The organism is Streptomyces sp. PL-25 (assembly GCF_058344915.1).
Genome location: NZ_CP136997.1, coordinates 1,948,574 through 1,968,094, shown reverse-complemented (window position 1 = coordinate 1,968,094; position 19,521 = coordinate 1,948,574). Strand labels below are relative to the sequence as shown.

The window sequence follows — 19,521 nt, the reverse complement described above, 5'->3', positions numbered from 1 at the left end:
GACGGCCTGCCCCTGCTTCCGGATCCCGCCCCACGGCCTCTGACCGTCGGGCAGGGCGCGGCCACGGCGCCCGCCCGCCCCGCCCGCAGCCGACACCCCCCAGCCGACACCCCCGCCTGCCGCTACGCTCTGGCCAGGACCACCTCGATCCGACGGGAGACCGGGATGACGGCGCCGGGGCGCAGGAGCAGCACCTTCACACGGCTGCTGCGGCACGGCTTCACCGATGCCTCGGCCGCCGAGCGGAGGCTGGACGGCCCGGAGCTGGCCGGGGTCCGCGACGACCCGGTGCTGCTGGAGGCGCTGGGCGCCACCGCCGACCCGGATCTCGCGCTGGACGGACTGGTCCGGCTGCTGGAGGCGCAGCCCTCGCCGGCCGCCCGGCGGGAACTGCTGGACACGGTGATAGCGGCCAAACCGCTGCGCGACCGGCTGCTCGGCGTGCTCGGCGCGTCCGCCGCGCTCGGCGAGCACCTGGCGCGGCACGCCGGTGACTGGCAGGCGCTCGTCACCTACGAGCCGCGCGACCTGCACCCGGGCGTGGAGGAGTTCGAACGGGGGCTCGCCGGGGCGGACGACCCCGTCGCGCTGCGCGTCGCCTACCGCCGCTGCCTGCTGTCCATCGCCGCCCGCGACGTCTGCGGCACCACCGGGATCGCCGAGACCGCCGCCGAACTGGCCGACCTCGCCACCGCCACCCTGCGCGCCGCGCTGCGCATCGCCGGTGAAGAGGCCCCCGAGGACGCCGCGCGGTGCCGGCTCGCCGTCATCGCCATGGGCAAGTGCGGCGGCCACGAGCTGAACTACGTCTCCGACGTCGACGTCATCTTCGTCGGCGAGAGCGCCGAGGAGGACGGCGACGAGACCGAGGCGCTGCGCGCCGCCACCCGCCTCGCCGCGCGGATGATGCGCATCTGCTCCGAGACGACCGTGGAGGGCAGCATCTGGCCGGTCGACGCCAATCTGCGGCCCGAGGGGCGCAACGGACCGCTGGTGCGGACCCTGAGCAGCCATCTCGCCTACTACCAGCGGTGGGCCAAGACCTGGGAGTTCCAGGCGCTGCTGAAGGCCCGCCCGGTCGCCGGGGACGCCGGGCTGGGCGCCGCCTACGTCGAGGCGCTCTCCCCGCTGGTCTGGCAGGCCGCCGAACGGGACAACTTCGTCGCCGACGTGCAGAAGATGCGCCGCCGCGTGGTGGCGAACATCCCCGTCGCCGAGGTCGAGCGCGAACTGAAGCTCGGACCGGGCGGACTGCGCGACGTCGAGTTCGCCGTGCAGCTGCTCCAGCTCGTGCACGGCCGCGCCGACCCCTCGCTGCGCAGCGGCACCACGCTCGACGCCCTCCAGGCCCTCGCCGCGGGCGGCTACGTCGGCCGCACGGACGCCGGACGGCTCGACGAGGCGTACCGCTTCCTGCGCTTCATGGAGCACCGCATCCAGCTCTACCGGCTGCGCCGCACCCATCTGCTGCCCGAGGACGACGCCGGACTGCGGCGGCTGGGCCGCTCCCTGGGGCTGCGCGCCGACCCGGTGGCCGAGCTGACCCGCGAGTGGAAGCGGCACACCGGCGTCGTACGGCGGCTGCACGAGAAGCTGTTCTACCGGCCGCTGCTCGACGCGGTCGCCCAGCTCGCCCCCGGCGAGGCCCGGCTGAGCACCGAGGCGGCCCGCGAGCGGCTGGTCGCGCTCGGCTACGCCGACCCGGCCGCCGCCCTGCGCCATCTGGAGGCCCTGGCCTCCGGCGTCACCCGCAAGGCCGCCATCCAGCGCACCCTGCTGCCGGTGCTGCTGGGCTGGTTCGCCGACTCCGCCGATCCGGACGCCGGACTGCTCAACTTCCGCAAGGTCTCCGACGCGCTCGGCAAGACCCCCTGGTACCTGCGGCTGCTGCGCGACGAGGGCGCCGCCGCCGAGAACCTCGCCCGGGTCCTGTCCGCCGGGCGGCTCGCCCCCGACCTGCTGATGCGGGCACCGGAGGCGGTGGCGCTGCTCGGCGACGGCGGCGGCGGACTCGGACCGCGCGGCCGGGCCCAGCTGGAGCAGGAGATCCTGGCCGCCGTCGGCCGCGCCGAGAGCGCCGAGCAGGGCGTCACGGCCGCCCGCGGGGTGCGCAGACGGGAGTTGTTCCGCACCGCCGCCGCCGACATCGTCGGCTCCTACGGCACCGAGGCCCAGCCCGCCGAGACCGACCAGGGACCCCTGGTCGACCAGGTCGGCGGCGCGGTCTCCGACCTGACGGCCGCGACCCTCGCGGGCACCCTGCGGGCGGTCGTGCGCGGCGGCTGGGGCGACACCCTGCCCACCCGGTTCGCGGTCATCGGCATGGGCCGCTTCGGCGGCCACGAACTGGGCTACGGCTCCGACGCCGACGTCCTGTTCGTGCACGAGCCGCGCGAGGGCGCCGACGAGCGGGAGGCCGCCGACGCCGCCAACCGGGTCGTCGCCGAGATGCGCCGGCTGCTCCAGCTCCCCAGCGCCGACCCGCCGCTGCTCATCGACGCCGATCTGCGCCCCGAGGGCAAGTCGGGTCCGCTGGTGCGCACCCTCACCTCGTACGCGGCGTACTACCGGCGCTGGTCGCTGGTGTGGGAGTCGCAGGCGCTGCTGCGGGCCGAACCGGTGGCCGGGGACGAGGAACTGGGGCGGCGGTTCGTGGAACTGGTCGACCCGCTGCGCTACCCGGCGGCCGGCCTCGGCGAGGACGCGGTGCGCGAGATCCGGCGGCTCAAGGCCCGGATGGAGTCCGAGCGGCTGCCCCGGGGCGCCGACCCCAAGCTGCACACCAAGCTCGGGCCCGGCGGCCTCTCCGACGTGGAGTGGACCGTGCAGCTCCTCCAGATGCGGCACGGCGCCGAGGTGGCCGCACTGCGCACCACCCGCACCCGGCAGGCCCTCGCGGCGGCGCGGGCGGCCGGGCTGGTCACCGAGGAGGACGCCGCCGTCCTGGACGAGGCATGGGTGCTGGCCACCCGGGTGCGCAACGCGGTGATGCTGGTGCGCGGCCGGGCCGGCGACACCTTCCCGACCGAGCCGCGGGAGCTGGCCGCGGTGGGGCGCTACCTCGGGTACGGGCCCGGTCACGTCGGCGACATGCTCGACGCCTACCGGCGCACCGCGCGCCGCGCCAGGACCGTGATGGAGACCCTGTTCTACGGCACCTGAGCCGTGCTACGGCACCTCAAGTCCCGTACGACTGCGATCCCGCCCCTGCCCCTGCCCCCGCCCCCGCCGGCCGCCGGGGCGCCGTCCTGGGCAGGGCGTGCGGCAGGGCCCCGTACCAGAGGCGGGCGACGGTGAGGCCGAAGGCGAGGCAGAGCACTCCGCCGACCGCGTCCAGCCAGAAGTGGTTGGCGGTGGCGACGATGACGACCAGGGTGGCCACCGGGTAGAGCGCGGCCAGCACCCGCACCCACGGGACCGTGGCCAGGGCCAGCAGGGTCAGGCCGCACCACAGGGACCAGCCGATGTGCATGGAGGGCATCGCGGCGTACTGGTTGGACATGTGCTTGAGGTCTCCGGAGGCCATCGAACCCCAGGTGTGGTGGACCTGGACGGTGTCGACGAAGCGGCCGCCGGACATCAGCCGGGGCGGCGCCAGCGGATACAGGTAGTAGCCGAGCAGGGCCACGCCCGTGGTCGCGAACAGGGCGAGCCGGGCCGCCGCGTACCGGCCGGGGTGGGTGCGGTAGAGCCACACCAGGACACTTACCGTGATCACGAAGTGCAGGGTCGCGTAGTAGTAGTTCATCCCGACGACCAGCCAAGTCACCGTGTTCACCGTGTGGTTGACCCACTGCTCGGCGGCGATGCCGAGATGGTGCTCGGTGCGCCAGACCCAGGCGGCGTTGCGCAGGGCGGCGGCCTTCTGCTCCGGGACGGCGTTGCGGATCAGCGAGTACGTCCAGTAACTGACCGCGATCAGCAGGATCTCGAACCAGATGCGGGGCCGGCGCGGGACGCGCGCCGGTCTCGCGGGCCGGGGGCGTCCGGTGTCCGTGACGGGGTACGGACGGGCCTCTTCGGGATCTTCCGGTCGGCGCACGGTCGTATCACCCATAGCCGCAGAGTCTGCCAGAAAAGCCGCCCCGCGGCCCTCATCCCGCGGCCCGGTCCCGCCCGCATGTTGTCCGCGTGCCGTCCGTCCGGATCCGGTGGGGGAGCGGCCCGGCACGATCCGGACGAGCGGCCCTAGAACCGGGTCCGGGGCGCCGACGCCGTCGAGCCGCGGACCACCAGTTCGGGCATGAACACGAACTCGCTGTGCGGCGCGGGCGTCCCGCCGACCTCCTCCAGCAGGGTGCGCACCGCCGCCTGCCCCATCGCCGGGACCGGCTTGCGGATCGTGGTCAGCGGCGGGTCGGTGAAGGCGATCAGCGGGGAGTCGTCGAAGCCGACCACGGAGAGGTCCCGGGGGACGGCCAGGCCGTTCTGGCGGCCCGCGCGGATGGCGCCGAGCGCCATCATGTCGCTGGCGCACACCACCGCGGTGCAGCCGCGGGCGATCAGTGCCGTCGCTGCGGCCTGGCCGCCCTCCAGGGTGTACAGGGAGTGCTGCACCAGCTCCGTCTCGATGAGGTCGGGCGCCAGGCCCAGCTGGTCCTGCACGGCGCGGACGAAGCCCTCTATCTTGCGCTGCACCGGCACGAAGCGCTTCGGCCCGAGGGCGAGGCCGACGCGGACATGGCCCAGCGAGACGAGATGGGTGACCGCGAGCGTCATGGCCGCGCGGTCGTCGGGGGAGATGAACGGCGCCTGCACCTTCGGGGAGAAGCCGTCCACCAGCACGAACGGCACGCCCTGGGCGCGCAGCCGCTCGTAGCGCTCCATGTCGGCGGTGGTGTCCGCGTGCAGTCCGGAGACATAGATGATGCCCGCGACCCCGCGGTCCACCAGCATCTCGGTCAGCTCGTCCTCGGTGGACCCGCCGGGGGTCTGGGTGGCGAGCACCGGGGTGTAGCCCTGCCGGGTCAGCGCCTGCCCGATCACCTGGGCGAGCGCCGGGAAGATGGGGTTCTCCAGCTCCGGGGTGATCAGGCCCACCAGACCCTCGCTGCGCTGGCGCAGCCGCACCGGACGCTCGTAGCCGAGGACGTCGAGCGCGGCCAGCACGGACTGGCGGGTGGTGGCGGCGACGCCCGGCTTGCCGTTCAGGACGCGGCTGACGGTCGCTTCGCTCACCCCCGCCTGCGCGGCGATGTCGGCAAGCCGTGTGGTCACAGGAGTGGACTGTACCGGTTGCATGTCAGACTGCCCACCAGACGGCGCAGTCGCGGGGCAGTTGCGTCAAGTCGGGGCCGGGGACCACGTCTGAGCTGGCCAGCAGCAGGGTGCCGGGGGTGGGCACGGCGAGGGGAGCGGCGGTCAGGTTGACCGTGCAGACGAAGGAGCCCTCGCCGGTGTCGCGGCGGAAGGCGAGCACTCCCTCGGGGCTGTCCAGCCAGGTGATCCGGGTCCCGGCGCCGAGCGCCGGGTGCTCGCGGCGCACGGCGAGCGCGCTGCGGTAGAACTCCAGCGTCGAGTCCGGGTCGCCCTGCTGCGCCTCGACCGTCAGCTCCCGCCACTCGGCGGGCTGCGGCAGCCAGCTCGGGCCGCCCTCGACGGGACCGAAGCCGAACGGCGGCTCCTGCCCGGACCACGGCAGCGGCACCCGGCAGCCGTCGCGGGTGCCGTCCTGGCCGGAGCTGCGGAAGAACGCCGGGTCCTGGCGCACCTCGTCGGGCAGGTCGACGACCTCGGGCAGGCCCAGTTCCTCGCCCTGGTAGAGGTAGGCCGAGCCGGGCAGCGCCAGCATCAGCAGGGTCGCCGCGCGGGCCCGGCGCAGACCGTCGGCGCCGTCGCCCGCCGCCAGCCGCGTGGAGTGGCGTACGACGTCGTGGTTGGAGAGCACCCAGGTGGCGGGCGCGTGCACGGCGTTCATGGCGCGCAGCGAGCGGTCGATGACGTCGCGCAGCTCGGTGGCGTCCCAACCGGTGGTCAGATACGAGAAGTTGAACGCCTGGTGCAGCTCGTCGGGGCGCAGGTACAGGGCGCTGCGCTCCACGGTCGGCGTCCACGCCTCGGCGACCGCGATCCGCCCGCCCGTCGCCCGCCACCGCCCTTCTGAGGAAGGCCCTTCGGGCCCTGATTCGTCTTCGGCGTACTCCTCCAGGATCCGCCGCCAGCTGCGGTAGATCTCGTGCACGCCGTCCTGGTCGAAGTACGGCACGGCCTGGGTGCCCAGCAGCTTGACCTGCTCGTCGTGGCCGATGTCGGGCAGTCCGGCGGCCTTGACCAGGCCGTGGGCGACGTCGATGCGGAAGCCGTCGACGCCGAGGTCGAGCCAGAACCGCAGGATGGAGCGGAACTCGTCGTGGACGGCCGGGTGCTCCCAGTTGAAGTCGGGCTGCTCGGGCGCGAAGAGGTGCAGGTACCACTGGCCCGGGGTGCCGTCCGGTTCGGTCACCCGGGTCCAGGCCGGGCCGCCGAAGATGGACTCCCAGTCGTTGGGCGGGAGTTCGCCGCCCGCGCCCTTGCCGGGGCGGAAGTGGAAGCGGTCGCGCAGCGGGGAGCCGGGGCCCTCGCGCAGCGCCTGCCTGAACCACTCGTGCTGGTCGGAGCAGTGGTTGGGGACGACGTCGACGATGACGCGCAGCCCCAGCGCGTGGGCGTCGCGGACCAGGTCGTCGGCGTCGGTGAGGGTGCCGAACATCGGGTCGATGGCCCGGTAGTCGGCGACGTCGTAGCCCGCGTCGGCCTGCGGGGAGGCGTAGAACGGGGACAGCCAGACGGCGTCGACACCGAGATCGCGCAGGTAGGGCAGCCGGGCCCGGATGCCGGGCAGGTCGCCCATCCCGTCGCCGTCGCCGTCGGCGAAACTGCGCGGGTAGACCTGGTAGATGACCGCGTCGCGCCACCACTCCCGGCGCGCGGCGGCGGTGGGGGCTTCGGCGGGGGCGGTGTCGGTGACGTGCTGGGTCATGGATTCCCTTAGGGGTGCGAGGGGAACGACAGGGCGCGTGCGCGCGGCGGCGGGAGGGGCCGCCGTCCGGGCCGCGCTCAGGACTTGGTGCCGCCGGCCGTCAGACCGGACACCAGGCTGCGCTGGACGAGCAGGAACACGAGGGCCGCCGGGATGGTGATGATGATCGCGGTGGCGGAGGTCCACGCCCAGTCGGGGCGCTGGTCCTGCGCGAAGGTGCGGATGCCGACGGCGAGCGTGTAGTGGTCGGACTGCATGAACTGCGTCGCGTAGGCGACCTCGCCCCAGGCGGTGAGGAAGCTGTAGAACGCGGTCACCGCCAGGCCCGGCCTGGCCAGCGGCAGGATCAGCCGCCAGAAGGTGCCGATCGGGGTGAGCCCGTCCACCCGGCCCGCCTCGTCTATCTCCTTGGGGATGGTGTCGAAGTAGCCCTTCATCATCCAGGCGCAGAACGGCACCGCCGTGGTCGCGTACGCCAGGATCAGCCCGAGGTAGTTGTCCAGCAGGTGCAACTCGGACATCAGCAGATAGAGCGGCACGATCAATACGATACTGGGGAACATCTGGGTGACCAGGAAGGTCCACATCAGCTGGCGGCTGCCCGGGAACCGCATCCGGGACACGGCGTACCCGGCGGTCGAGGCGAGGAAGACGCCGAGCACGGTGGTGCCGCCCGCCACGACGACGGTGTTCAGGAACCACGTCGCCAGGTCCGAATGGGCCAGTACGTCGCTGTAGTTGTGCAGGCTCAGATGGCTGAGCACCTGGCCCGGCTCCTGCCAGGCGTTCTTGGGGCCCAGCGAGATGAACAGGATCCACGCCACGGGGAACGCGGCGATCACGGTGGCGAGGACCAGGGTGGCGTGCAGGACGACGGAGACCCAGGGGGCGCGCTCCTGGCGGCCGCGCACCCGGCGCGGGCGCGGGGCGGCGGGGCGGGCGGGGGCGGCGGGCGCGGCGGGGCCGCTCTCGTGCGTGGCTGCGGTCATGGCGAGGGCTCCTTACGCCTGCTCGGACTTCAGGGTGCTGCGGCGGTAGAAGGTCGAGAAGGCCAGCAGGAGAGCGAGGATGATGATCCCGTAGGTGGCCGCTCCCGCGTAGTCCGAGATCCCGTTGAAGGCCTTGTGGAAGGCGAAGGTGACGAGGATGTCGGTGTCGCCGGTGGTGTTGTTGCCCAGCAGCAGGTAGATGACGTTGAACATGTTGAACGTCCAGATGCAGCCCAGCAGGATCACGGTGTTCGACACCGGCTTGAGGCCGGGCAGGGTGACGTTCACGAAGCGCTGCCAGGGGGAGGCGCCGTCCATCTCGGCGGCCTCGTACAGCTCCTTGGGTATGGACTGGAGCCCGCCGAGCAGCGCGACCATGTTGAACGGGATGCCGATCCAGACGTTGACCATGATGACGGCGGCCTTCTGGGCCAGCGGGGTGCCCAGCCAGTTCTGCGCCGGCAGGCCGAGGGCGGTGATGACCTCGTTGAAGACGCCGTACTGGGAGTTGAGCATCAGCCGCCAGGCGAAGACGCCGATGAAGGAGGGGACGGCCCACGGCAGGATCAGCAGGGCGCGGTAGAAGCCGCGCAGCCGCATCTCGCGGTTGAGCAGCACCGCCAGCGCCATGCCCAGACCGACCTGGAGCACCACGCAGGACACGGTCCACACGACCGTCCACACCAGGCGCGGGTAGAAGTCGCCGTCCGCGCCGGACAGGACGTGCCAGTAGTTGTCGAGGCCGACGAAGTCGTAGGTGGCGGGCCGGTGGAAGGCGCCGATGGTGCTGGCGACGTTGGACTCGTTGGCGTTCGTCAGCGACTGGTAGAAGCCGTAGCCCAGGGGGTACAGCACCAGCACGGTGATCACGAGGGCGACCGGGGTCACCATCGCCCAGGCGTACCAGTACGTGTCCCAGGACCGCCGCAGCGCCGAGGCGCGGGCGGGGCGCGGGGGCCGGTCACCGCCCGCTGTGGTGCGGTCGTCTCCGGTGCTCGCTGCGGTCGTCATGGTCATCGGCTCTCTCGCGGACGAAGTCGGGTGGTTCCGCGGCCCCGGGGAGCCCCGGTCGGGGCGGCAGCGGGAAGTCGGTTCCCCGGGGCTGCGTGTCTTCGGCTGCCGTGCGGCGACGGCGGGGGCGGTTGCGGCGGGTGCGGTCAGCCGACGGAGTAGCCGGGCAGGAGCTTCTGGAACTCCTTCGCGGTGGCGTCGAGGCCGCCCTTGACCGACTGGTCGCCCTGGAGGACCTTCACGTAGTTCTGCTGGAGCGGGGTGAACAGCGAACCGACCTGCGGCAGGGCCACGCGCGGGCGGGCGGTCCGCTCCAGGAGCGGCTTGAAGCCGGCGATCTTGGGGTCGGCGGTGACCTCGGAGGTGTACGCCGAGGTGCGGGTCGGCAGGGTGCCGGTGCCCTTGGCGATGGCGATCTGGCTCTCGGTGGACGTCATGAACTGCGTGAACAGATAGCTGGCGTCCAGGTTGCCCGAGCCCTGGTAGACCGCGAGGTTGTGGCCGCCGGTCGGGGCCTGGGCCTTGCCGCCGGCGCCCGCCGGGACGGCGGCGAAGCCGAGGTTGGCCTCGTCGCCCTTGAACGCGCTGCCGGTCAGGTCGTCGCCGACCGACCAGGGGCCCTGGATCAGCATGGCCACCTTGCCGTTCTTGAAGGCGGTCTGCATGTTCTGGTAGGCGTTCGCGAAGTCGACCTTCATCGACGCCTCGTCGTTGATCTTCTTCGCGGTGGTGAGCGCGGTGACGGCGGCGGCGTCGCTGATGGTGATCTTCTTGGCGGACGGGTCGGCCAGGTCCGCGCCGTTGCTGTAGAGCAGCGGGAGCAGGAAGTAGGAGTCCGGGTTGACGTAGGTGCCGTAGGCCCCGGTCTTCTGCTTGATGGCCTTGGCGTCGGCGATGAACTCGTCCCAGGTGGCCGGGGGCTTGGCGATGCCGGCTTGCTGGAGGAGCTTCTTGTTGTAGAGCAGGCCGAGGGTGTCGGTGACCGAGGGGACGCCGTACGTCTTGCCGTCGTACTTGGCGGTGTTCAGCGGCGTGGCGGTGAAGTCGGCGGTGTCCTTGAGGGCCGGGGTGCCGTCGAGCGGGGCGATGTAGCCCAGCGAGGCGTACTCGGCCATCAGGCCCACGTCGGTGCGGACCACGTCGGGCGCGCCCTTGCCGCTCTTGGCGGCCGACTTGAACTTCTGCTCGACGTCGGTGAACGGGACGCTCTGGTAGTTCACCTTGATCTTCGGGTACTTGGCCTCGAACTGCTTGACCAGGGCCTTGTACGTCGGGGCTTCGGTCGCCGCGTCCGAGGTGTCCCAGTACGTGATCGTCCCGGAGACGTCCTTGGGGTCCTTCGGCTTGCCGGACGAGTCGCTGTCCGACCCGCCGCAGGCCGAGGCGGCCAGCGCGACCACGGTGACCGCGGCGGCGATCGATATGCCACGTCGCATATGAACTCCCTAGATATGGGCCCGGATCATCCCTTGGGAGGACCGTGGGTGCCGTCTGTCCCGATCGACGGCCGCCGGGCGCGGGAGGAACGTAGCAAGGCTGCAATCCCTTGCGAAAGATGTTGCAAGAAAATTTCCGCACGGTCCGGCAAGCGTGACATTTTCGTTACCGCAGGGTGTCGGGTCAGATCGCCGACGGACACGTACTGCCCGTGCGGCGGGGAGTGCGGGGGCCGGCTCCGCCGGGCGGGTGAGGGGGCGTCGGAGGGCCGATCCTGAAAGTTCTTTCCATGGTTTTCATGACTCTTGCTGCAAGCGATTCACCGGGGATACGGTCTCGCCCGGCGGCCACCGGCACGTTCACCGTCCAGGCCCTAGGGTGACCCCGTCGCCACAGCCGGAACCAGGAGCCAGGACACCGTCGTCGGGCCGGACGCCGAGGGGCACGCGATCGTGCACGTCAGCGTCGGTCTGCTGGCCGGGCGCACCGAGGAGACCAAGGCACGGCTGGCGGAAGCGGTCCTGGAGGCGCTGCGCGCCCATGTGCGGCCCGTCGAGGGCCTGGTCCTGCACGCCTCGGCGGAGATCCGCGACCTCGACGCGTCCTACCGCAAGTACGAGACGGAGAGCTGAGGACCGGCGTCCTTTGAGCAGACCCTAGGAGGCGAGCCGGAGGAGCCGGCCGAGCAGGTCCGCGAAGGGGCCGTCGGCCGGCTCCGCCGTGAACACGCCGCGCAGCAGCGCGGTCAGCTCCTCGTCCTGGGCGGCGGCGACGGCCAGCAGCGCGGCGAAGTCGTGCACGAGCTGGACCTCCAGCTCGGCGCGCGGCACCCGGCGGCCGTCCAGCCAGAGCAGCGCCGTCGACTCGGCCAGGGAGATCCAGGAGCGCACCACCAGGTCCAGGCGCGCGGGCGGGTCCTGCACGCCGAGATGCGACAGCAACTGGTCGTAGGCCACCTGCCGGACGGAGTCGATGAGGGCGTTGGTCGTGGTCGAGCCGACCGCCGGGCCGCCCCGCATCAGGGCCGAGAAGCCGGGCCCGTGCGCGTCCACGAAGTCGAAGAAGCGGCGCATCACCCGCAGCAGCCGCAGCCCCAGCGGGCCTTCGCGCGGCTCGGTGAACCGGTCGGCCAGATCGTCCGCCGCCCGCCGGAGCGCCGCCTCGTACAGGCTGACCTTGCCGGGGAAGTAGTGGTAGACCAGCGGGCGCGATATGCCCGCCGCCGACGCTATCTCGTCGATGGAGACATCGTCGGGGGAGCGCCCGCCGAACAGTTCGAGGGCGACGCCGATCAACTGCTCGCGTCGTTCCTCGACTCCCATCCTGCGCCGCACCCCGGTGGTCATGTGCCCACCCTACCGACCGGATCCGGCCGCGAACGGTCCGGACCGGCCACGGTGTTCGTCCGGTCCGTCCCGCGGTCCGCCGTCCGCACCGGAGCGGGCCGTGCCTCACATGTCGAGCACCAGGCGCTCGCCGCGCGCCCGGGAGACGCAGATCAGCAGGGAGCCGCCCCGCTCGGCGTCGGTGAGCAGTTCGTCCCGGTGGTCGACCTCGCCCTCCAGCACCCGCTGCTCGCAGGTCCCGCAGAAGCCCTGCTCGCAGGAGTACGCGGTGTCCGGCAGGGCGGTGCGCACGGCGGCCAGCACGGAGGTGTCCGCGGGGACGGTCACCGTGCGTCCGCTGCGCCGCAGTTCCACCTCGAAGGCGTGGTCCCCGCCCGTCGCGGCGCGTGGCGCGAACCGCTCCAGGTGCAGTGCGGTGCCCTCGGGCAGCCGCTCGGCCACCGCCGCCATCAGGCCCTCAGGCCCGCAGCAGTAGACGGCGGTGCCTGCGGCGAGGCCGGTGAGCAGCGCGTCCAGATCGGGGCGGCCGTGCTCGTCCCCGGCGGCCACGGTCACCCGGGTGCCGTCCGGATCCAGTGCGGCCAGCTCCGCCAGGAACGGCATCGAGGCCCGGCTGCGCCCGCAGTACAGCAGCCGCCAGGGGGCGTGCCCGCCGAGCGCCCGCAGCATGGGCAGCAGAGGGGTGATGCCGATGCCGCCCGCGACGAAGACGTAGGAGTCCGCCTCGGTGAGCGGGAAGCGGTTGCGCGGGCCGCGCACCTCCACCTCGGCGCCCTCGGCGAGCTGTTCGTGCACCTCGCGCGAGCCGCCCCGGCCGTCCTCGATCAGCCGGGTGGCCACGGTGTAGGACGAGTCGTCCGCCGGGTCGCCGCACAGCGAGTACTGCCGTACGAGTCCGGAGGGCAGCACCAGGTCGAGGTGGGCGCCGGGCTCCCAGCGGGGCAGGCCGTGCCCCTCCAGGCGCAGCCGTACGACGCCCTCGGCGACCGGCTCGCGCGCGGTGACACGCAGCCGCAGGGCCCGCGAGCGCGGCCGGCCCGAGACCGGCTCGTCCAGGGCGGGCAGCGGCCACAGCGGGGACGCCTGGATACGGCGGCGCAGGGCGCGGCGCGTCAGCACGGCGGCGCCCGCGACCGCCAGGACCGTCCGCAGCCTCGGCGGCTTCGGGCTCACACGGTCTCCTTCTGGGCCTGTTCGGCCGCGAGCGCCGCCGGGGAGGTGGCGAGGTAGGCGACGGCCTGCTCGGTCGAGCCCTCCTGGGAGGGGTGGTAGCCGCGGGCGAGGTAGGTGGGTATGGAGCGCAGCATGGCGCCGGTGGCGGGCAGGGTGCCCCGGCGGCCGGCGCGGTGGAAGTCGCGCAGCCGGGCCCTGCCGTCGAGCAGTGTCGGGTCGTTCTCCATGAAGAACCGGGCCCCGCGCTGCCACAGGAAGACCAGCGCGGTGAAGGCCGTCGCCCAGGTGCGGGCCCGGCGCCGGTAGTTGCCGTCCACGTGCTGGAACAGGTCGAAGGCGACCGAGCGGTGCTCGACCTCCTCGGCGCCGTGCCAGCGCAGCAGGTCCAGCATGGTGGGATCGGCGCCGCGCCGGTCGAGTTCGCCCGCGTTGAGGACCCAGTCCCCGAGGAAGGCGGTGTAGTGCTCGATCGCCGCGATCAGCGCCACCCGCTCCATCAGCCACCAGCGGCGGGCCGCGCCGGGCGGCAGCGTCCGGTCCCCGAGCAGCTTCTCGAACAGCCAGTCCACCTGCGCGGTGTACGGGGTCGGGTCGAGCCCCAGCTCCCTCAGGTGCGGCAGCACCTCGTCGTGCGCCTGCGAGTGCATCGCCTCCTGCCCGATGAACCCGAGGACGTCCTCGCGCAGCCGCTCGTCGCGGATGTAGGGCAGCACCTGCTTGTACACGTGCACGAACCAGCGCTCCCCGGCGGGCAGCAGCAGATGCAGCACATTGATGGTGTGCGAGGTGAACGGGTCCCCGGGCACCCAGTGCAGCGGTGTGCCCTCCCAGGAGAAGGACACCTTCCGTGCCTTGAGCGGCACCCGGTCCTGCGTGTGAGACATGGCGTCAATGTACTGACGGGTAGGGCGTCCGGGAACCCCTTGGCGCCACCTTGTTGACGTTGATGTCAGTAAGCGGGGCGGCGGCCGGGCCCGACAGGCCCTAGTGCAGCGCCTCCAGCGTGCCGCCGCCCTCCAGGGTGCCCTTCAGCTGCGCCTGCGCGCCCTGCTTCGCCCGCGCCGCGAGCAGCGGACCGGTCGCGGTCGCCGAGATTCCGCCGGTCGCGGTGACCGAGGCCGTGTCCGCGTCACCGGCCGCGAGCAGGTACCAGGTGCCCGCCTTCGATTTCCACAGCACCCCGGCCAGCACGTGCGGATCGCGGGCGCCGCACGCCGGTACGTCCTCGGCCCTGGCCGCGACCGCCCCGTACGTCCCGCCGGGCACCCGGACCTGGGCCAGCACCCGCGGACCGGCGCCGCGCCAGGTCTCCGTCCGGGTGCACACCCACGTAGCCGTGCCGCCCGCCCCGGGCAGCGGCTGCTCGGCGAACCGCCAGGCGTTGACCGACCGCACGCCCTGCCCGCGCACCGCGCCCAGCGAGCAGGCGAACGGCGCCCAGGCGCGCAGCCCCGCCGCGCTCGCCGCGCCGTGCGGGGCCGCCGGGCGCCCCGTGGTGAGCCGGGCGGGCACCAGCTCGCCCAGATCGCTCAGCAACTGGCTGCCGCCGTCGCCGGTCAGCCGCAGCACCCGCCAGGAGGTGCACGCCCCGGTCTGCCGCGCGGTGCCGGCCAGCGGCCCGGTCACCCCGTCCGAGAGACCCAGGTCCAGCGCGGTGGACGTCGGCTTCAGCAGATCGCGCTGGGCCGCCGTACGGACCCAGGGCGCCGTCAGATAGCGCACATTGCCGTCGGAGCGGTCCAGCACCACCGCCGACGCCTCCGGGCCGCTCGCGCCGTCCACCCGGGCGAAGTCGAGGGCCGCCCCGGCCGCGGAGTCCTGCGGTTCGGCGTAGCGGACGATGCGCAGCCCGTCGTAGAGGATCACCACGCGCGCGGCGTCGACGGTCCCGGCGTAGAGCAGTTGCGGCGGTCCGGCGGGGCCGCCCGAGGCGGTGCCGGGCGTCGCCGAGACCCGGACCGCGCCGCCGGGCCGCGCCCACACGGCCAGCGCCCGGCGCAGCAGGGACGCGTCTCCGGTCAGGTCGCCGCGGGCCGGCCACACCGAGAAGTCCAGCCGCGCCGAGGTCCGCCAGGCGGCCGGGGCGGCCCGGGTGAGCCGGCCCGGGTCGAGGGCCGCCTCGGCGGCCGGGTTCTGTGCGTAGGCGGGCGCGGCGGCGCCGTCCGGGCCCCAGCCGCCGCCGGGCAGCGCCACCAGCGCGCCGCACACCGCGAGCGCCGCCGCTGCGGCCAGCGCCGCCCGGGTGTGCTGCCTGCGCCGCAGCAGATCGGTGGGCCGCGCCTGGAGCGAGCACGGGTCGAACTCGGGGGACTCCAGCAGCGCGTGCCGCGCGGGCAGCCGGTCGGCCTGGCGCAGCGCGGCGCCCGGGTCGGCCACGCCCGCGGACGCCAGCACCTGGCGCACGACCGCGTCCGGGAGCCGTTCCAGACCGCGCAGCACATAGGCGGCGCGGGCCGGGGCGGGCAGGGACGCCAGCCGCTGGTCCAGGGCGAGTTCGTCGGCCCCGCCCGAGCGCGGGAAGAGCCGCAGCCCCCACACCTGCGGGAGCAGCGGCGGCAGCGCGGCGCGCCGCGGCCACAGCCCGCGCTTGGCCGCCCGGCCCGCCTCCAGCGCCGTACGGAGCACCTGGCGGCGCAGATAGGCGTAGCCCGGGTCGCCGTCGTCGCCGTGCGACTGCGCCGGGATCGCGGACGCCGCCGACCGGCCCCGGGGCAGCGCCCGCTGGGTGAGCGAGTGCGCGGTCAGGACGCGCCTGCTGCGGCCGAGCCCCGGCGGCAGCACCAGATAGGCGATCCGGACCAGCCGCGGATAGTGCTCGACGAGCGCGGCCTCGGCCTGCTCGACACCGGCGGCGGGACGGGAGGCGGAACGGGGGTGGCGCGGGGCGACGTCCTGTGACTGCACGTCCAGCAGAACGAGCAAAGGAGCGGTTGGTCACCGCCCCCGTGCCTCAGTCCTCCGAAGCCACCAGCAGGCGGGCGTAGTTGGCCATCGAGCGCTGATAGCGCGGCAGATGCGGGGCGAGGGCGCCCAGCACCAGGGACAGGCCCTCGCGGTCCCGGCCGAGGGACGACAGGCACAGCGCCAGGCAGGCGCGTACCGCGTCGTCCAACTCGTCGGAAGGAGCGTCCAGTTCGGGGGTGAGCAGCTCGACGCCCTCCTCCGGGTGCCCGGTGTTCCGCAGCGAACTGGAGAGCTGGATCTTCGCGCGGCGGCCCCGGTAGCCGTCGAGCCCGCGCGCCAGCGCCTCCCGGTACAGCGGCACCGCCCGGTCCGAGTGCCCGGTGGAGTCCCACGCGCAGGCCCGCTCGAACGGTCCGAGCGGGCTGTCCTCGGGCAACTCCGCGACGAGCGCGTCGACCTCCGCCCGGAACGCGGGCGCCGCGCTCTCGGGAAGGTCCCCGAAGCGGGCCCAAGCGGCGGTCACGCGCTCTTCCCAGTCCTGGTCCATCGGGCCACTCTCGCACACCCGTTTGCCTGCGGCGGGGCCGCTCGTCGCGCCGGGCGGGCTCAGCGGTCGCGGTCCAGATGGGCGAGGACGGCCAGCACCCGCCGGTTGTCGTCGTCCGAGACCTCCAGGCCGAGCTTCGCGAAGATGTTGGAGGTGTGCTTGGCGATGGCCCGCTCGGTGACCACGAGCTGGTGCGCGATGGCGGTGTTCGACCGGCCCTGCGCCATCAGCTCCAGCACCTCCAGTTCACGCGGCGTCAGCCGGGACAGCCGCCGGTCCGGACCAGAACGCCGCGCCAGCAACTGCTGGATGACCTGCGGGTCCATCGCCGTGCCGCCCGCGGCGACCCGGTGCACCGCGTCGATGAACTGCGCCGCGTCGAACACCCGGTCCTTGAGCAGATAGCCCACCGCGCCGTTGCCGTCGGCCAGCAGCTCGCGCGCGTACAGCTGCTCCACGTGCTGGGAGAGGACCAGCACCGGCAGACCGGGCCGCTCCTGCCGGGCCCGCAGCGCGCACTGGAGCCCCTCGTCGGTCTGCGTGGGCGGCAGGCGTACGTCGACGACGGCGACGTCCGGCTCCAGCTCGGCCAGCGCACGGGCCAGCTCGGGGCCGGACCCGACCGCCGCCGCGATCTCGAAGTCATGGGCTTCGAGGAGCCGCACCAGCCCGTCCCGCAGCAGGAAGAGGTCTTCGGCTAGGACAACACGCACGGAATCTCCATGGTGACCATGGTGGGGCCGCCCACGGGGCTGCTGACGGCCAGGACGCCGTCGAACGTACCCAGCCGCCGCTCGATCCCGGCCAGGCCCGATCCGGCCCCGATCACCGCGCCGCCCCGGCCGTTGTCGGTGATCGCGATGCGCAGCATACCGTCGCGGTGGTGCAGGTCGATCCAGACCCGGTGGGCGTCGGCGTGCTTGACGGCGTTGGTGAGCACCTCGCTGACCGCGAAGTACGCGGCCGACTCCACCGGCGCCTCGGCCCGGCCCGGCAGGTCCACGGTCACCTCGGTCTCCACCGGCATCCGCAGCGCCAACGCCCGTACCGCGTCGCCGAGTCCGCGTTCGGCCAGCACCGGCGGGTGGATGCCGCGCACCAGGTCGCGCAGTTCGACCAGGGCGTCGGCGGAGTTCTTCCGGGCCCGCGCCAGCAGCTCCTTGGCCTGCTCCGGGCTGCGGTCGATGAGCGCCTCCACGGTGCCCAGGTCCATGCCCATCGCGATCAGCCGGGCCTGCGCGCCGTCGTGCAGATCGCGTTCGATGCGCCGCAGTTCGGCGGCGGAGGTGTCGACCGCGTCGCGCCGGGTCTCGGTCAGCACCCGCACCCGCTCGGCCAGTTCGCCGCTGCCGCCGCCGAGCACGGAGCGGGTGAGCAGGAAGTGGCCCCTGAGCAGCAGCGGGGTGAGGCGCCAGGCGACCGCCAGCAGGGCCGCGCCGAGGGCGGCGGCGCCGAGCGCGGTCGCCTGGCCGGAGACGGGCACGAACGCGTACCAGTACCCGGTGTGCGTGCCGTCCGTGAACGCCCGCCACAGCCCGGCGCCCAGCGCGATGCCCTCCAGCGGGTAGAGCAGCAGCGCGGCGGGCAGCAGCGCGGTGGCGAACCCGGCCGTCATGTCGGTCAGCAGCCAGCCGAGGCCGCGCCAGGTCGCCGGGTCGCCCAGCAGGACGAGGGTGCGCCGAAAGGGCCCGGCGCCCTCGGGCAGCGGCCGGTACACCGCCGGGATCCGCACCCCGCACCACTCGGCGGCCACCAGCCGCCGCCAGTCGGTGAACGCCCGGACGCCGCCGAGCACCAGCGGGGTGGTGAGGAAGCCGATGCCGAGCGGCACGAAGGCGATCGACAGCACGGCGAGCACGAACAGCGTGATCGATCCGGTCAGCGAGACCACGGCGAGCAGCAGCCCCCGCGCCCCGGCCGTCCCCACCGTCCGTGCCCGCCCGGCCGCGCCCCGGCCGTCCCCCGTACCCTGCCCGCTCTTCGTGTCCATGCGGCAAGTCTCGCCCGGCGCGACGGCGGCCGTCACGGGGCCGGGCCCCCGGACGAGGGGTGTCGCCGGCACCACCCTCGCGGTGTCAGGGCCGCCCGAGGCCCAGCACCTTCGCCTCCACCTCGGGGTCCAGGCCCACCGGGGGCCGGTCCGGGCGCTGGGGGGCGACGCCGCCGGTGTCGCACAGCCACCGCCAGGTGTCGGCGACCGTCTCGGCGACCGGGCGGCAGCGCAGTCCGGCCGCGACCGCCCGGGAGACGTCGGCGGCGTGCAGGGCGTCGTGCTCCGCGCTGCCCGGGGGCGTCCACACCGGCAGCTGGGTCCACGGCTCGATGCCCGCGCCGAGGACCGTCTCCGGATCGGTCCAGCGCAGCTCGGCACCCGAGCCGGTCACCGCGGCGCAGGCGTCCAGCAGCTCGCCCATGGTGGCGTGCCCCTGCGGGCTCATCAGGTTGTACGGCCCGCTCAGCTCCCGCTCCACCGAGCCGAGGATCCACGCGGCCAGGTCGCGCACGTCGACGTACTGCAACGGCAGCTCGCGCGGTCCCGGCGCCAGGACGGGCCCGCCGCGCGCGATCCGGCCGAGCCACCAGGGCAGCCTGCCGATGTTCTCGTACGGGCCGAGGATCAGCCCCGAGCGCACCAGCACGGAGTCACCGGCGCCGAACGCGCCGGTCACCGCCAGTTCGGCGCCCAGCTTGTCGCGGGCGTAGTCGGTGCCGTCCGCGTCCGGGTCGGCGCCCTCCACCAGCGGCGCCGCCTCGGTGTACCCGGCGGGCGGCGCCCAGGCGTACACCGAGCACGTCGAGACGTACACGTACCGCCCGGCGCGGCCCCGCAGCAGCCGCGCCGCGTCGCGGACCGGGCGGGGCCCGGCCGACCAGGTGTCGACGACCGCGTCCCACTCCCCGTCGTCCGCGGCGAGGGCGGCAAGACCGTCGGGCGCGGTGCGGTCGCCGACGAGCGACCGCACCCCGGGGGCGGCGGTCGGCCGCCGCCCCCGGTTCAGGACCGTCACGTCCCAGCCGCGCCCTGCCGCCGCCTCGACGACGGCCCGCCCCGCGAAATCCGAACCACCCAGCACCAGAAGTCTCATACCGGTGACTGTGCCCGGTCCGGCCGGGGGAGGGAACAGGGCTCTGCTGTCGGCAGAGCGGGCGCGTCCC

15 protein-coding genes and 1 pseudogene are annotated in these 19,521 nt (G+C 73.8%); 2 read left to right on the top strand and 14 right to left on the bottom strand.

Annotation, left to right across the window (positions count from 1 at the left end; translation table 11 throughout):
* The first annotated feature begins 165 nt into the window (after positions 1-165).
* Positions 166-3,162 (top strand): bifunctional [glutamine synthetase] adenylyltransferase/[glutamine synthetase]-adenylyl-L-tyrosine phosphorylase, encoded by a 2,997-nt coding sequence (locus tag R4Z62_RS08745; protein ID WP_355477428.1) that lies wholly within the window; start codon positions 166-168, stop codon positions 3,160-3,162.
* Between the two features lie 16 nt (positions 3,163-3,178).
* On the opposite strand, the gene R4Z62_RS08740 is transcribed toward R4Z62_RS08745, so the two are convergent.
* The 6 genes from R4Z62_RS08740 to R4Z62_RS08715 form a co-directional block, all read right to left on the bottom strand.
* Entirely contained in the window at positions 3,179-4,057 is an 879-nt protein-coding gene (locus R4Z62_RS08740) for a phosphatase PAP2 family protein (RefSeq protein ID WP_389595895.1), read from the bottom strand.
* A gap of 131 nt (positions 4,058-4,188) precedes the next feature.
* Positions 4,189-5,217: a LacI family DNA-binding transcriptional regulator gene (locus tag R4Z62_RS08735; RefSeq protein WP_064532740.1), complete on the bottom strand. Its 1,029-nt coding sequence runs from the start codon at positions 5,215-5,217 to the stop codon at positions 4,189-4,191.
* Positions 5,218-5,242: 25 nt separating this feature from the next.
* A complete protein-coding gene (locus R4Z62_RS08730) occupies positions 5,243-6,958 on the bottom strand; it encodes a glycoside hydrolase family 13 protein (protein WP_491519472.1) in 1,716 nt (571 codons plus the stop codon).
* A gap of 77 nt (positions 6,959-7,035) precedes the next feature.
* On the bottom strand, positions 7,036-7,947 hold the full coding sequence (locus tag R4Z62_RS08725; protein WP_355477423.1) for a sugar ABC transporter permease: 912 nt from the start codon (positions 7,945-7,947) through the stop codon (positions 7,036-7,038).
* A 12-nt stretch (positions 7,948-7,959) separates the two neighbouring features.
* Entirely contained in the window at positions 7,960-8,958 is a 999-nt protein-coding gene (locus R4Z62_RS08720; protein WP_079159248.1) for a carbohydrate ABC transporter permease, read from the bottom strand.
* Between the two features lie 146 nt (positions 8,959-9,104).
* The gene (locus tag R4Z62_RS08715) at positions 9,105-10,394 is read right to left on the bottom strand and encodes an extracellular solute-binding protein (RefSeq protein WP_491519471.1); all 1,290 of its coding nucleotides are present in this window, start codon (positions 10,392-10,394) and stop codon (positions 9,105-9,107) included.
* Positions 10,395-10,799: 405 nt separating this feature from the next.
* Here R4Z62_RS08715 and R4Z62_RS08710 point away from each other — a divergent pair.
* Positions 10,800-11,027 (top strand): annotated as a pseudogene (locus R4Z62_RS08710) (5-carboxymethyl-2-hydroxymuconate Delta-isomerase); the annotation flags it as partial.
* Between the two features lie 24 nt (positions 11,028-11,051).
* Here R4Z62_RS08710 and R4Z62_RS08705 read toward each other — a convergent pair.
* The 8 genes from R4Z62_RS08705 to R4Z62_RS08670 all read right to left on the bottom strand — a co-directional run bounded on the left by R4Z62_RS08705 (position 11,052) and on the right by R4Z62_RS08670 (position 19,451).
* On the bottom strand, positions 11,052-11,741 hold the full coding sequence (locus R4Z62_RS08705) for a TetR/AcrR family transcriptional regulator (RefSeq protein ID WP_079158880.1): 690 nt from the start codon (positions 11,739-11,741) through the stop codon (positions 11,052-11,054).
* 105 nt (positions 11,742-11,846) lie between these two features.
* A complete protein-coding gene (locus tag R4Z62_RS08700; protein ID WP_491519470.1) occupies positions 11,847-12,914 on the bottom strand; it encodes a PDR/VanB family oxidoreductase in 1,068 nt (355 codons plus the stop codon).
* Complete coding sequence (locus R4Z62_RS08695; protein ID WP_064532731.1) at positions 12,911-13,798, bottom strand: metal-dependent hydrolase; 888 nt, start codon at positions 13,796-13,798, stop codon at positions 12,911-12,913. The genes R4Z62_RS08700 and R4Z62_RS08695 overlap by 4 nt, the downstream gene beginning before the upstream one ends.
* Before the next feature lie 100 nt (positions 13,799-13,898).
* On the bottom strand, positions 13,899-15,818 hold the full coding sequence (locus tag R4Z62_RS08690; protein WP_491519469.1) for a hypothetical protein: 1,920 nt from the start codon (positions 15,816-15,818) through the stop codon (positions 13,899-13,901).
* Between the two features lie 46 nt (positions 15,819-15,864).
* Positions 15,865-16,365 carry a tetratricopeptide repeat protein gene (locus R4Z62_RS08685; RefSeq protein ID WP_173860817.1) on the bottom strand — a complete coding sequence of 167 codons (501 nt, stop codon included), beginning with the start codon at positions 16,363-16,365 and terminating at the stop codon, positions 15,865-15,867.
* Positions 16,366-16,424: 59 nt separating this feature from the next.
* Positions 16,425-17,078, bottom strand: a complete 654-nt coding sequence (locus R4Z62_RS08680) for a response regulator transcription factor (RefSeq protein ID WP_037893464.1) — start codon at positions 17,076-17,078, stop codon at positions 16,425-16,427.
* Positions 17,063-18,355, bottom strand: a complete 1,293-nt coding sequence (locus tag R4Z62_RS08675; RefSeq protein WP_064532728.1) for a sensor histidine kinase — start codon at positions 18,353-18,355, stop codon at positions 17,063-17,065. Before R4Z62_RS08675 ends, R4Z62_RS08680 begins: the two co-directional genes overlap by 16 nt.
* A gap of 85 nt (positions 18,356-18,440) precedes the next feature.
* Positions 18,441-19,451, bottom strand: coding sequence for an SDR family oxidoreductase (locus R4Z62_RS08670; protein ID WP_491519468.1), 1,011 nt, complete (start codon positions 19,449-19,451; stop codon positions 18,441-18,443).
* Positions 19,452-19,521: the final 70 nt, after the last annotated feature.